Source organism: Leuconostoc fallax (assembly GCF_004354645.1).
GTDB classification, from domain to species: Bacteria; Bacillota; Bacilli; order Lactobacillales; family Lactobacillaceae; genus Leuconostoc_B; species Leuconostoc_B fallax.
In genome coordinates this window covers 1-14,479 of sequence record NZ_PUFI01000015.1, presented here as the reverse complement: position 1 = coordinate 14,479, position 14,479 = coordinate 1, and the positions used below count along the sequence as shown (strand labels likewise).

Genomic DNA, 14,479 nt, shown 5'->3' with positions numbered 1-14,479 from the left:
GTTAAAATATAAGTACCAGAATTTTTAAATAACAAGATACTGGTTATCATTTAGAAAAGGTTAAATAAATATTTAATATGGAAAATTTTACATTTAAAAATGCAACAGACATCCGTTTCGGCGCGAATCGGATAGATAGTGAACTTCGTGATGCCGTGTCGCAATTCGGACAGAATATTTTGCTTGCGTATGGGGGCGGATCAATTAAAAAGTCAGGCTTATATGACCGTGTTATTAAAGCATTAGACGGCTTAAATGTTGTTGAATTGTCTGGTATTGAACCAAATCCCAAAATTGAGTCAGTACGAGATGGTCAACAGCTTGCTAAAGACAATGATATTGATGTTATTTTGGCCGTTGGCGGTGGCTCTGTTATTGACGCTGTAAAACTCATTGCCTCATCAAAATTTTATGCATCAGATCCGTGGGACTTAGTATTAGATTCAAGCAAGCGATTTGAAATGCCACAGGTACCAGTGGTTGATATTTTGACACTCTCAGCGACGGGAACTGAAATGAATGCAGGTTCGGTTATTTCAAATCCTGATACCAACCAAAAGTTAGATACTTTTGGTCCTAATACCCCCGCAGTATCATTCTTAGACCCGACTTTAACATATTCAGTTTCAAAATGGCAAACAGCTGCCGGTGCTATTGATATTTTCAGCCATTTAGCCGAACAGTATTTTGATACTGCCCAAAATAATGACGTGAAATCCGGTATGATTGAAGGTTTGATGCGGACAGTCATTAAATGGGCGCCAGTTGCTTTGAAAGATCCCAATAACTATGATGCACGAGCTAATTTAATGTGGGCATCAACGTTGGGATTAAATGGCCTTGTAGGAACAGGTAATGCGAATGAATGGACAGTTCATCCGATTGAGCACGAGCTATCCGCTTACTATGATATTACGCATGGTGTGGGTTTGGGGATTTTGACGCCACATTGGATGCGTTTTGCATTAAATGCGGATACTCAGTCATTGTTTGCTAATTTTGGTCGTCATGTCTGGCAACTTGATGGCGATAATGCCACGATAGCTCAGGCAGCCATTGATACTACCGCAGAATGGATTTCTAGTTTAGAGGTACCGATGACATTGACAGGTGTTGGCATTGAGAATAATGAACACTTTGAAGCAATGGCTACAAGCGCAGTGAGTGTGGGCCATTTGGATCATGGTTTTGTCCCAATGGCTGTTGCTGATGTTGTGGCTCTTTATGAAGCTTCAATATAATCATTAGATAAGCAGTGATAGAAGCATAATTGAATGACTGCTTGTTATTTTGACATGATTATTGATTTGACAAATATTTTTTTAAATGCTAAATTTTTAAGTGTTAAATAATTAATCTTCGGGGCAGGGTGTAATTCCCGACCGACGGTAATGGTACAATGCTACCTTAGTCCGTGACCTACATATTGAATATGTAGTTGACACAGTGAAATTCTGTGACCGACAGTTAAAGTCTGGATGGGAGAAGATTTAAAATTATCTAGTTTTTAGTGTCGCGTTTAGTGGCTTTTTTGACTAGTTTTTTAAATTAATCTGATAATGAAACCCGATGTGATTAACACATCGGGTTTTTTGCTCCAAAAAAGGAGGAAAACAGATGAATGATTTAACACTCATGGCTTTGGCTGGAAAAACAGCAGCTCAAGCCAATAAAGATTTAACTTTTGAAAATCCCAGAGTAGGTGCGGTTATTGTGAAAGATAATGTTGTTTTGGCGACAGGTTATCATCATCAATTTGGCCAAGAACATGCAGAAATGAATACCTTTCATCAGCTGAAAGATCCTGCACAGGTTATTGATGCAACCATGTATGTGACATTAGAACCTTGTTCGACACACGGAAAAGTTGGTTCTTGTGCACAATCAATGGCGAAGTGGGGATTGAGGCGTGTTGTGATTGGCAGTATTGACCCAAACCCATCGACAAATGGTCATGGGGTAGCCATTTTGAAACAGGCAGGTATTCAAGTTGATGTACTCAACACAGAACATAGTCGTCGACTTAATCCTGAATTTCACTATTACTTTGAGCATCGGCTGCCCTATGTACAACTTAAATTAGCGACGTCTAAGAATGGTATTGTGTCGGACAATGCTAAGACACGTATCAAATTAACGAACCACAAAGCTGATATTGATGTGCATCAAGAGCGCGCAAGTAAAAGCGCCATTCTAATTGGTAGCCAGACTTTTCTCACTGATTGGCCGAGTTTAACCGTGCGATATCTAGCATTACATCATCCCCAACCATTACGCATTGTGTTAGATAGGCGTGGTAGATTACAAAACATTAAGTTTGATTTTTCAAATCGTTGGTTGATTTATACTGAAAATCACGCATTTGCCGAAAAGCATGCGTACGTTAAAGAAAGCCATAATGGCTTAATTGGTGTGCTTAATGACCTCGCGCAACAACAGCAGATTCAATCAATAATGGTTGAAGGCGGCCCCAGCTTGATTCAATCTTTTATTGCACAAGATTTATGGAACGAATATTTGATATATCGAACCGATAAATTATTATTGGACAGCGGCTTAGCAAGCGTGACATTGCAACAAAATCCAGATGAGATGCTAACTATTGGTAATGCGGTTAAGTTACGTTATTTTAATCACTTAGAAAAAGGGGTGTCATGATGTTTACTGGGATTACACAACAAATTGGACAAATTGATCATATCGAACATCGTCATGATCATACTTTACGAATAGGCATTACTACTAATCAGGATTATTTTAGTGATAGTCAGGTCGGTGCAAGTGTCATGGTAGACGGCATTTGCTTGACCATTACTTCATTTGAGCCACACCATGCATTCTTTAACATTATGATACCCACTTTTAAAGCGACAATTGTTAACCACTACCAGATTGGCGAAAGTGTTAATCTTGAAAAATCAATCTTAGCAACAGAACGTTTTGATGGCCATTTTGTCTTGGGGCATGTCGACACAACAGCACGGGTTATACAAAAGAAAAGATTAGAAGAAACAGTCTACTTTACTTTTCTTGTGGCGGACACGACTTTAATGTCGCAGATAGTGCCTAAAGGTTCGATTGCTATTTCTGGTGTGAGTTTAACCGTCATTAACACATCAAAGGACACTTTCCAAATAGGGCTTATTCCGCATACGGTGACTCATACGCATTTAGGAACGTTAGAAATTAATGACCTAGTGAATATTGAAACCGATATTTTAGCTAAATATCTAACAAAAGGGGATGCATGATGACGACAGAAGAGAGTATTGAAAAAGTAAAGATAGCAGTTAATGCATTAAAGCAGGGGGAACTCATTATTCTGACTGATGATCAGGATCGTGAACATGAAGGTGATTTGGTTGGTTTAGCTTCTTTTGTAACACCGGAAGCGATTAATCGAGCTTTAAGTATTGCGCGTGGCGTGTTAGCTGTTCCAATGACCAGAGCACGCGCTGAACAATTAGCCTTAGCACAAATGACGTCACACAATTCAGAAAAATTTGGTACAAAGTTTACAGTTAGTGTGGATCACATGAGTAGTACAACTGGGGTTTCTGCATATGAGCGAGCACATACAATTAAACAATTAGCTAATTTAAGTACGACAGCTGCTGATTTTGAAACACCTGGACACATTTTTCCATTAGTGGCCGAAGACGGTGGTGTTCTAAAACGCCAAGGACATACAGAAGGGGCTGTAGAATTAGCTAAAATTGCCGGTGTACCGCCAATTGCCTATATTATCGAAATTTTAGCTCAAGATGGCACAATGGCGAGAGAACAAGCATTATCTGATTTAGCACAAACACAGCATTTAACACAGTTGTCAATTCAGGATTTAATAATTTATCGCCAGGTCGCATCACAATATACAGTTAAACAGGAGACAACTGTACATTTACCAAGTACTTATGGGGATTTTAATTTAACGGAATACCGAGGAAAAGATGGTAAGCCACATTTACTGATGCAAAGCCGTCAATTGAGCACTGGGATACCATTAGTCCGTGTTCATTCTGAATGTCTGACCGGTGAAATATTTGGTTCATTACGTTGCGAATGCGGCCCACAATTACACAAAGCATTGGAGATAATCAATCAAGAGGGTGGCGCTGTTGTTTATCTACGTCAAGAAGGTCGTGGGATTGGTTTGCATGAAAAGTTAAAAGCATATGTTTTGCAAGAAAATCAATATGATACCTATGATGCTAATGTTGCTTTAGGCCATCAACCAGATGCACGTGATTATCGCCAAGCAGCAGAAATATTAAAGGCAGCGGGGATGAGCAAAATACGTTTATTAACCAATAATCCACAAAAAATGAAAGCCTTGATAGCATATGGTATTGAAGTCGTTGAGTGTGTGCCACTTATCACAGGAATCAATGATACAAACCAACAATACATGGCGACTAAGAAAAATAAGTTCAAACACATGCTGTAATAATAAAGAAAGTAGAGTAATCAGATGATTTATAAAGGTAACCTAACACAACATGAAAACAGACATATTGCAATCATTGCAAGTCGATTTAATACTTTAATTGTGGAACAATTAATTCAAGGGGCAACAGAAGCTCTTACCATGCACGGTTTACAACAAGAAAATATTGATGTTATCTGGGTACCAGGTGCTTTTGAATTACCTATGATGGCTAACAAAGTAGCACAAATGCAAAAGTATGATGGGATTATCACACTGGGGGCAGTGATTAAAGGTGATACGGATCATTATGATTTAGTGATTAATGGTGCAGCAAATGGCATCTTACAAGTTGGGCTCAATACGATGCAGCCCGTGGTTTTCGGTGTGTTAACGACTGACACATTGGTACAAGCACAACACCGATCTGGCGCAAAGGCAGGTAATAAGGGAGCAGAGGTCGCACTATCTCTCTTGGAATTGATTGATGTTGATGAGCAAATCACAGTGTAAAATATTGTATGAAATATCATCTTAAGCTAGAATAATATGAATGATGTAATGAATATTATCGATGAGGAGTTGGAATTTATGACAGAACATCTTTATCAACAAGCAGAAGCTTTTCACCAAGTTTTTGATGACCGGCAACCCGAGCAACCAACGGCTTTAAATCAGGAAGAATTAATGAATCGTGTTGGTTTTATTTTAGAAGAACTAACAGAATTAGCCGTTAGTCATTGTCAAACAGAACAATCAATAAATCAAGTTTTTACTGAGATGACAGAGCGTCTCAATTCTGCTAAACAAAAGTTATTGAATAAAGCAGATAATACTAACTTACCTATTGTGCAACAGGTTGATTCATTGGGAGATATCATTTATTTAGCTTTTGGTAGTTATGTATTAATGGACGTTGAGCCAACGCATACGTTATCAGCAATCCATTCGGCTAATATGCATAAGTTATTTCCTGATGGTCAGCCACATCGCGACCCAATCACCAACAAAGTGCTCAAACCACAAGAATGGGAGGCAAAATATAAGCCAGAACCTAAAATTTCAGCTGATATTGAACAACAGGTTAAATATTCGCAGTTGTGAGTGGACATTATATAATAAGCGAGGTATCTTATGAAGCAATTGAATACATTGATTGGGCAACAATTAAATGCACTGTTGGAAAATGAAACCAATTCAGTATCAAATTTATCCAATGCAGCTGCATTAATTTTCCATAATTATGGGGATGTTAATTGGGCTGGCTTTTATATCTATAATGCAGACACTAAAACGTTAGATTTAGGACCTTTTCAAGGTAAAGTAGCATGTATGCATATTCAACCTGAATCAGGCGTTGTTGGTAGTGCGTTTTCACAGCGCAAGAGTCTTGTAGTGCCTGATGTGCATGCATTTGCTGGGCATATTGCCTGTGATGCTGATAGCAATTCAGAGTTAGTGGTTCCAATATATCGGAATGGTGAACCTTATGGTGTAATTGATATTGACTCACCTATTTTAAATCGATTTGGAGCAGTTGAAAAAGAAGAAGTGGAAGAATTAGCCGACGTTTTAAGCCGACATATTTAAGTTGGATGAAATAGTCATCTGATGTACGAATATAATATTTCAGTTGGGGATCTAGGTGTGTTGATATGGGGAATGTTATCCGATAGATATGGTAGAAAACCAAGTATGTTAATTGGTATTTTCCTAGGTATTAATATTGCATTACCTGTTATTTTAAAAAGTTCACTTTATGCTTACACAGATGTTATTGTCTTAGCAAGTGGAATATTCGGATTAATGTATTATTGTTTGATTAGTATGCTAACATTTATAATGAGTTTGCTTCATAACGGGCGCATACTTGTGTTTCCGCTATATACGGTAACGCTTATTTTAATATTTTTGATATTGTTATTAATAAATAAAAACATATATAGACAAGCGGACTAACGCATAGCAAAAAGCCAATTATTAGCATAATTGGCTTTTTTATTTTTAGAGTTTTTTGGCGTACACTTTTATTTTATTTAAGAAATTAGCACGTCGTTTTAGACTACTTTTTCTAACATTGGGAAACGATATTAAGGCGTTTACTCTAATGCCACACATATTTTCAAGAATTTGCTTTTTGAGTATTTTCCCATAATCTTTTTGTATATACTTAGCGATAAATTGTGGCGTATCATGCGTTACGATAATACTAGCTGTTTTTCCGTGTAATAGTTTGTGAGGTATTATTTTATTCGAATCATAAGAATAGGCAAAATTTTGTGCAAATACCTTATCTATGAAGCCTTTTAAAATTGCAGGCATGCTACTCCACCAAATAGGGAAGATAAAAATAAGGTGATTACTCCAAGAAATAGCTTCTCTATACTTTTTAGTTTCAGTAGATAAAAACAAATCACGACGCTTATTATTTTTATCGAAATTTAATACGGGGTTGAAATGCTCTTGATAAAGATCAATAATTTTAACATCGTGTTCGTTATTTAAGTTTTGTATAACAGCATCAAAAATTGCACCGTTAAGACTATTGTGATGAGGATAGGTATATATGATTAGTATTTTCATAACTATAATATATAGCATATGAGTGATATAACAATGAACAAAAGAAATGATAATGTTGATTTATGAAGATAAAAGAAAAAACAAAAGATAAGCTGATATTTGCTTTGTATGAATTAACCAAAATAAAATCACTGGATAAAATATCAGTATCAGAATTAACAATAAAAGCAGGATTAAACAGAGGTACTTTTTATTTGAATTATGATGATTTTAATGACTTCATTATTTCCGTTGAAAGGGAACTGTTAGCTGAACTTGATAAATTATTGATTTCGGATCTAGTAGCCTGCGGTTTAGGTAAAGGTATTCCCAAAATATTTGAATTTATATTTAATCATATGCAATCTTTTAAGATAGTAAGTTTAGATGATGTCTTTTTGAAGCAATTTGAGAAACTGATTAGTGACTTCATCCAAACCAATAATGAGTTTAATATAACAATTCCTCAAAAGTATGCGCAAACACTGTTATTAAATTCAACAATTTCAATCATAAAAATTTGGGTTTTTGAACAATATCCGAGAAGTGTCGAGGAGATTACTGATATTTATTATAAAACCAGAACGCTTTCACCTATTGAACTGGTAATGCATGAGACTAACTAAATCTTTTGGCAAAGTAAAAAAGACCTTTATATTAGATCTTTTTCTGCATTTTTATATCTGTAATGCCAAAGCCACTTTTTTGATATACATGTATCGCCTTATCATTATTACCAAAAACATGTAGTCCAATCGTATCAAATCCCATTTTCTTGGCTTCATTTGAAACGAGTTTTAGTGCTTGTGATCCGAAACCATTATTTTGGTAATCGTGATAGATTTCAAAATCAAAAATAAATGCCCTGGATTGATTCTCATTGTCAGCCCCAAACCAAATATAACCAACTATAACTGTGTCATCGTAAATAGAGTATAAAAAATGATGAGGCGTGTTAAGTCCTTTAGGTAATAAGCGGTCATAGGTCATTTGAGCATTTTGTTGAGCCTGTTTGGTTGACCATGACCCGACTTCAATTTTCTCTTTGGCATATTCATTAACTGCAAATGATATATACTCTTGAAACGCTTTAGGTTTCATTGGACTGAGTTTTAATATGATGCTTCTCCTTTAGAAATAGTGAGTTAAATAAGTTTATCACAGATATGCGACACATATAGAATATCGCATAAAAAGTTATCTGATGATGGACTCGAATTTTATTATTTACTGTATTTATTGATAAAATAAAACAATTCGCTCGAATGAAATTTGATATATCAACTATGCCGTTAAGGCGGAAAAATGTTACTAGAGCATAGGCAGGACATTTTGGAATAAGAAGAATAGTTACATCAATCTATTAGAATGATTGATAAAAAATTGATGAAATATGATTGTGTTAGTCAAGAAGTAGAATAAATTAGGTTCCATAAAAAGTGCCAACCAGTCATTAGGACAACCTGCTAATCCTAAATGTGTTTTGCTTTTTGTTGACGAATCGGGACGACGTAAATGGTGTTCTATTCAGATATGTGGCAATAGACATAAGGTACAAAACATACTAAAGAAAATAAATAGAAGTATGTATAATGGTATTAAAAATAGATTTGGAGATTGATGATGATTAAATTGTTGCGTAATGTTAAAGGTTCTGATTTAGACAAAATATTGAATTTATGGTTAGAAGGGAATATTGATGGGCATGATTTTATTCCCCAGAAGTATTGGCAGAGTAAAATAGCAGTTGTGGCAAAGCTACTGCCACAAAGTAACATCTATGCATACTATGATAATTCTGAAAATATAGTTGGCTTTTTGGGTGAAGTGGATGGCTATATTGCAGGACTATTTGTAGACAGAAAATTTCAAAGATTAGGTATTGGTAGACAGCTGGTTGATTATATTAAGCAAGTAAATAACGAGTTGACATTATCTGTCTATGAAAACAACGCTAGAGCATTGCATTTTTATGAAAAGAATGGTTTTGTAGTTAATACAAAACAAATTGATACAGAGACGGGTGAGCTTGAATTTTCTATGTACTGGTCTCAATCAAATTTATAAATTTATAATTTCTCGATTTCAGTTTAAATTTGGTACGCCAAATTTACAAACAACGTTAAACGTATCCATATAATTACAAGTGTAAACATACGGAGATATACTTGAGAAAGCTATTAATAATTAGTAATCGAAAATGATGAAGTTGTTCATCGATTGCAAGAATCAAACTCTTAGACTATTTGATACGATTATTCATTAAGAAAGCATTAACATTAAAAAGTAGCACAAAAAAACACAACTAGATTTACTAGCTGTGCTTTTTACAATGAGGTGAATAATTTCAACGAAATTGATATGGATAAAAATTATTCATAAACAATAATATAAAAGGTTTTACACGATTAAACTCACAAACTATTACATGATATAATGACGACATCTAAACATAATATTATTTGTGAGGGAATAAAAATGTCAGCTGTACCATATATTATAGAGAATTTAAAAGGGGTTCTAAATCAATTTGGAAGCAAATATCGCACTGACATTGGAGACTGGGATCGAGATAAAATAATTAATCATCTAGAACTTTATACACCAGAATTAATTACAAAGTTACTACAGAATAGTGAAATATATGATAAGTTTGTTAACAAAGTTGATGAAGTAGATATATTAAAACTGAACGAACTTGTTGAGTTATTCAAAAATGATAATTTTTGGGAAGCAAGTGATGACATACCTGGAAACATTATTTTTGACAATACACTTTTGTTTGGACATGAAATCGATGATGCCTATGTACTATTAAACGGGATGTTTGCAACTCAATTACCACCATTGCTTAATCAGATAATATCTGCTGAATCTTCATCAGCATTGATTGAAGAATTGGCTCAGTATCCGAAAGAGAATTTGTTTAAAATTGATCCAAAAACAAATTTACTAACTAGATTTGTTAAAGGAGTTAAATCACCGGAAAATATTTTTGGAGGTAATTGGGCAACAGAGGAGATTACTTTTTATACTTTAAAAATTGATGAATCATGGCGTCCAATGGCTATTCCTAATATTAAACATGGTGTTATGTTTGCCTACAACAATTTACTTGTTGCAAAGTCAACATTCAATCAAATGTACGATAAAGAGAATCGACTTCAAGGTGTAACTAAACACTCTGAATCACCAATTATTGGTCGAGATGGATTTTTTTCAAGAATGCTGTATGAAGAAATTGAACCATTATTATTTGACGATATTGATGAAGGACACATGGATTCAGTCGGCTTTATAGGCTACAATAATCAAAATAAATTTTTTAAAGAAAGCAAATTACAACGTTACAGAATAGAAGCAACTTACCCTTATATACTTCACTTAGATATCAGCAAATACTTTGAGAATATTTATACACATCTACTTGCTCAAATTAAACCTCAAACCCTTATTTCACAAAAAAATATAATAGTATTTTCAACTTATTTAAAGTGGTTAGACGAATATAACCAAAAAATTAATAATAATCACACAAAAAGCATAATTCAAGGTCCCATATCATCAAAAATATCTGCTGAACTTTTACAATTATCATTAGATCAGAAGCTCGAAAAAGCAATTTCAGAATTAAAATTAGATGTTAGTTTTACTAGATATGTTGATGACTATCGATTTTTCGGCAGAAATATAAAAGATTTAGAATTACTGAAAAATACTCTTATTAAGATATTTAGACAGCATGAACTATCTTTTAATGAAAGTAAAATTCAACTTTATAAAGGATTTGAACAGCAAAAGCAAGCGCATTTAGATCACTATCCTAGACTTATTAGAATAACTGGAGGTAAAAATATTCAACTTACTTTCGATGACTATTTGTTATTTCGTGAAATTTTGTCACAAGCAATACGTGAACAGGATGTACCAACCACAAAGTCTATTTTGACCATATTAGCTAAAAAAATTAAAAATAAGCAAATAAAAATTAAAGATAGTTCACTAATCACTTCTTTAATTGAATTTTTAATAAAAACTACTTATGTTTGTCCAATAATTAATATGCAAATATATAAATTAATGAATGAGATTTGTAATGTTTTGAGTTCTAAATATCGAAATAAAGTCTGGAATATACTATTCAGAGAAATAGAATTAGTCGTTGCTAATTATTCTGATACTGATTTAGAATCTTGGTATTTTTATACTTTAGCCAATTGCGGAACCGCACATGAAACATATAAAGTAGTTAACAAATACCTGAAAAGTGTTGGAGAAAATTCTAGTGTAATTGTATTATCTGTTTTGCTAAAAAATAAAAGCTCACAAGCAAATAGGAAAATACAAGATTATATAGTAAAACAGATTAATAATTGGCAAACAGTATCCCAATCTAAATGGTGGTTGCCTCTCTCTAAATTATGGTTAGTAAAGGGCAACTTAGATTTAAATAAAAAAATAAAAAGTTTATTTATATCAAATAATCGTTCGAGTTTACAGTGGGATAAACTTGGAATAATTGAATATTTAAGACAAAAATCTGTTAACTAATTTTTATTTATTATTTAGTTTAAATTTAATACATGTAGTTGAGCGCATCAATGTAAAATCAGACAAAAAAAGTGGCTTAAATAAAATTGAAGAACAATTATATCACGATAAAAGACAACTACGTGAAGCTGGTAGTTAACAAATTACTTTGAGCTTAAACAATAGTGATTGTAATTTTTTTCAATAAATCCGTATACTAATCAGAACAAAGTTACAATCGAAGTAATATTGAATGGAGACAAATAATAATGGTTGACGTACATGTTGTAAGTGCTTTTAGTAAAGATAATGCTGGCGGTAATAAATCTGGTCTTGTTTTTGATAGACCCGATTTAACTTCTGTTCAAAAAATGGCAATTGCCAAAGAATTGGGATATGCTGAAACGGCTTTTATAACCGAATCAAAATTAGCAGACTTTCGTTTAGAGTATTTCACACCTACGGAAGAAGTGCCGCTTTGTGGACATGCTACCATTGCAACATTCGCTTTTCTGAACTTGACAAATAAATTATCGAAAAGTGACTATACAATAGAAACAAAATCGGGTATTTTGTCCATGAAAATTGACACAGACGGCATTGTATTTATGGAACAAAATGTTCCTACTTATTCTAATACGCTTACATCAGATTCATTTAATAAATGTTTAGATACAAATTCAATTGACTCAAAACTACCAATTCAGATTGTATCAACAGGATTGCGGGATATTCTTTTACCAGTAAGTTCAAGTAAAACACTTCAAGAATTAAAACCTGATTTCAAAGCTATGACTGCCTTGAGTAAAGAGCAAAATGTGGTTGGTGTTCATGCATTTTCACTTGAAGAGAGCGAGAGCAAAATTACTGCAATTTGTAGAAATTTTGCACCTCTTTATGATATTGATGAAGAGTCGGCAACAGGTACATCTAACTGTGCTTTGGCCTGCTATTTATTTAAATATGTGGAAAAGAAGTCACAATATATTTTTGAGCAGGGGTACAATCTTAATAATCCATCAAGAATTGTTGTTAATTTAACAACTCATGATGATGTTATTGATGGCGTATTTGTAGGTGGGTATGGTTATTTAGTAGAAGATAAATTAGTATTGGTTTAAATTATTAATTAATAGCAATAGACAAAAAGCACAGACGCAGACTTATGCGATGTGCTTTTTTAAGTAATTAGCATCTAATGCCTATGTTGCTTACAGTTTAGAAGGGGCATTGGTGTAGCAACTCAATTAATTAGAAAGTTAGAGTTGCAGGCTTATTTAGGTGGCTATAAAAAAACACTTGTGGAGACAGATAAAAATAACAGCGATACCGTTGGACTTTATCTAACCATGAGCATCAGAAGTTGTGCTTATTGGCTTTCGTTATGTAGCTCTAAAGAGACTATGCTTTTCTTGATTGGCAGTCAAGAATATAGCTATTTTGCAGAACCGTTTTCATGTTCAGACGAAAACACCGTTGCATAAAATCAATGTTCAATGTTAAAAAGATTAAAAAATGCCATAAAGTAGGTTTGTTTTTTAAGTTGAAAGTATCTTGAAAAAGTTTCCTTTAATATTTATTTAGTTACATCAAAGTTCTGAAAATCGTTTCGTCCTCATAACCATTAATTTGATTTAAGTTATTATTAAGAAGTATCTTTATAAAAGAAATCAAAAAATCTGTAAGTATGGTTTTGTATGTCGAAGCCAGTTCAAACTCCATTACTTCATTTTCAGTATTTACAAAATTAATTGTAATTGTTTTTTTTAATGAATGTAGGGACAAGCGAACTAGTCCGTCATCATCATAAAGTAATACCCCGTTATCTTCAGGGTGTACTAAAAGTTTGTTCCTGATAATTTTAAAAGTTTTAATTGAATCAGAGATACTTGATAATTCCTTCGTACCGTTCCATTTTTGTTGCATTATTATTTTTTTCATCGAGTTATGCAGGACGTATAAATTAGAGTAACAACCAGTTATATATGTCATGTAATCGTCGAACGGCTTTTTTATAAACACTTTATGAGGTTGAACAGGCTGTTGTTCATCGTCGAAAAAATCGTCAACTATCAAATCTTCTTGTTTTTCAATGTTTTCTATATTGTTTAACGAGTATATAGTTAAAAGAATATAGTCAGTTATTGTTTCGATTGTATTGTTTAACTTAGACGATATGTTCAGACTAAAATTTGCATCTAATAAGTCGATGAGTAAAACTGCCAGATCTGACGGAGTATTGTATGTAATTGTTTTTTCAGATGTCGTTATTGCTAAACTGTTTTTATTTTCTGTAAAAGAAATTATTTTCATGTTTGAACTCCAGAAGATTAAAAAAATAGAAATACTAAGATAGATTAATACTAATATATTTTGGTGTGGTAAAAATGAGCAATTATTTCTAAAACTTTTGAGCGATATCTACAGAGGTGTTGCTGGAAAGCTTGTCATAATTAATTAAAAACTCATTTGCGGATAATGAAAAAAGCACATATTCATATAGAATTAGGACATATGATTGGAAAAGTGACGGTAATTAGGAGATAATACAAGTTTTTTGTAGCAACTTAAAGTATAAACTTATAAGCATAAGGTGTGAAACAGGAGTTGAAATACTTCTGTAACATTCCTTGTGCTTATTCTTTTTGTCAAATACGAGTATTCATTAAGAAAGTATTAACATTAAAAATCAGCACAAAAAAACACAACTAGATTTACTAGCTGTGTTTCAGTACATTGAAAACTAAATATACTCTTGATTGATAAAATAATGCCTTCGACAACGTTATTAATAAGAATCAAAATTTAAAGTTATTTTCAATAACCTAATTTTATATGATTATCAACGATCAATCAAGCGCAGGTACAGAGAGAAAAGTCTGGTACTGTGTTGAAGAAAATCATAAGACCGATGAGATGAGCACTTATAGTGGCATATAAGTTGCGCCTAAGGCTTATGTC

General features: G+C 33.4%; 15 protein-coding genes and 1 riboswitch. Of the genes, 12 read left to right on the top strand and 3 right to left on the bottom strand.

Annotation, left to right across the window (positions count from 1 at the left end; genetic code table 11):
- The first annotated feature begins 77 nt into the window (after positions 1-77).
- From C5L23_RS06670 to C5L23_RS06640, 7 genes are all read left to right on the top strand, one after another.
- Positions 78-1,241, top strand: coding sequence for an iron-containing alcohol dehydrogenase (locus C5L23_RS06670; protein WP_010007064.1), 1,164 nt, complete (start codon positions 78-80; stop codon positions 1,239-1,241).
- Between the two features lie 110 nt (positions 1,242-1,351).
- A riboswitch (FMN riboswitch) is annotated at positions 1,352-1,494 on the top strand.
- A 123-nt stretch (positions 1,495-1,617) separates the two neighbouring features.
- Entirely contained in the window at positions 1,618-2,658 is a 1,041-nt protein-coding gene (ribD, locus tag C5L23_RS06665) for a bifunctional diaminohydroxyphosphoribosylaminopyrimidine deaminase/5-amino-6-(5-phosphoribosylamino)uracil reductase RibD (RefSeq protein WP_010007063.1), read from the top strand.
- Complete coding sequence (locus tag C5L23_RS06660; protein WP_010007062.1) at positions 2,658-3,251, top strand: riboflavin synthase; 594 nt, start codon at positions 2,658-2,660, stop codon at positions 3,249-3,251. Before ribD ends, C5L23_RS06660 begins: the two co-directional genes overlap by 1 nt.
- On the top strand, positions 3,251-4,447 hold the full coding sequence (gene ribA / locus C5L23_RS06655) for a GTP cyclohydrolase II (RefSeq protein WP_193617331.1): 1,197 nt from the start codon (positions 3,251-3,253) through the stop codon (positions 4,445-4,447). The genes C5L23_RS06660 and ribA overlap by 1 nt, the downstream gene beginning before the upstream one ends.
- A 24-nt stretch (positions 4,448-4,471) precedes the next feature.
- On the top strand, positions 4,472-4,939 hold the full coding sequence (ribH, locus tag C5L23_RS06650; protein WP_010007059.1) for a 6,7-dimethyl-8-ribityllumazine synthase: 468 nt from the start codon (positions 4,472-4,474) through the stop codon (positions 4,937-4,939).
- A gap of 78 nt (positions 4,940-5,017) precedes the next feature.
- A complete protein-coding gene (locus C5L23_RS06645) occupies positions 5,018-5,530 on the top strand; it encodes a pyrophosphohydrolase domain-containing protein (protein ID WP_010007057.1) in 513 nt (170 codons plus the stop codon).
- Positions 5,531-5,560: 30 nt separating this feature from the next.
- On the top strand, positions 5,561-6,016 hold the full coding sequence (locus C5L23_RS06640; RefSeq protein WP_010007056.1) for a GAF domain-containing protein: 456 nt from the start codon (positions 5,561-5,563) through the stop codon (positions 6,014-6,016).
- Positions 6,017-6,430: 414 nt separating this feature from the next.
- Here the strand turns inward: C5L23_RS06640 and C5L23_RS06630 are convergent, their stop codons facing one another.
- Positions 6,431-7,009, bottom strand: a complete 579-nt coding sequence (locus C5L23_RS06630) for an NAD(P)H-dependent oxidoreductase (protein ID WP_029508599.1) — start codon at positions 7,007-7,009, stop codon at positions 6,431-6,433.
- Between the two features lie 62 nt (positions 7,010-7,071).
- Here C5L23_RS06630 and C5L23_RS06625 point away from each other — a divergent pair, with 62 nt between their 5' ends.
- Positions 7,072-7,614 carry a TetR/AcrR family transcriptional regulator gene (locus C5L23_RS06625; protein WP_133264517.1) on the top strand — a complete coding sequence of 181 codons (543 nt, stop codon included), beginning with the start codon at positions 7,072-7,074 and terminating at the stop codon, positions 7,612-7,614.
- Between the two features lie 31 nt (positions 7,615-7,645).
- Here C5L23_RS06625 and C5L23_RS06620 read toward each other — a convergent pair whose 3' ends face one another.
- Positions 7,646-8,107 (bottom strand): GNAT family N-acetyltransferase, encoded by a 462-nt coding sequence (locus C5L23_RS06620; protein WP_029508598.1) that lies wholly within the window; start codon positions 8,105-8,107, stop codon positions 7,646-7,648.
- A 313-nt stretch (positions 8,108-8,420) separates the two neighbouring features.
- Between C5L23_RS06620 and C5L23_RS08665 the strand changes: the two genes are divergently transcribed.
- The 4 genes from C5L23_RS08665 to C5L23_RS06600 all read left to right on the top strand — a co-directional run bounded on the left by C5L23_RS08665 (position 8,421) and on the right by C5L23_RS06600 (position 12,639).
- Positions 8,421-8,609, top strand: coding sequence for a CGNR zinc finger domain-containing protein (locus C5L23_RS08665; RefSeq protein WP_133264668.1), 189 nt, complete (start codon positions 8,421-8,423; stop codon positions 8,607-8,609).
- On the top strand, positions 8,609-9,055 hold the full coding sequence (locus C5L23_RS06610; protein WP_133264516.1) for a GNAT family N-acetyltransferase: 447 nt from the start codon (positions 8,609-8,611) through the stop codon (positions 9,053-9,055). The genes C5L23_RS08665 and C5L23_RS06610 overlap by 1 nt, the downstream gene beginning before the upstream one ends.
- A 411-nt stretch (positions 9,056-9,466) precedes the next feature.
- The gene (locus C5L23_RS06605) at positions 9,467-11,539 is read left to right on the top strand and encodes an RNA-directed DNA polymerase (RefSeq protein ID WP_170168016.1); all 2,073 of its coding nucleotides are present in this window, start codon (positions 9,467-9,469) and stop codon (positions 11,537-11,539) included.
- 248 nt (positions 11,540-11,787) lie between these two features.
- Entirely contained in the window at positions 11,788-12,639 is an 852-nt protein-coding gene (locus C5L23_RS06600) for a PhzF family phenazine biosynthesis protein (RefSeq protein ID WP_010007044.1), read from the top strand.
- A gap of 463 nt (positions 12,640-13,102) precedes the next feature.
- Here the strand turns inward: C5L23_RS06600 and C5L23_RS06595 are convergent, their stop codons facing one another.
- Positions 13,103-13,831, bottom strand: coding sequence for a hypothetical protein (locus C5L23_RS06595; protein ID WP_133264514.1), 729 nt, complete (start codon positions 13,829-13,831; stop codon positions 13,103-13,105).
- Between the last annotated feature and the right edge of the window lie 648 nt (positions 13,832-14,479).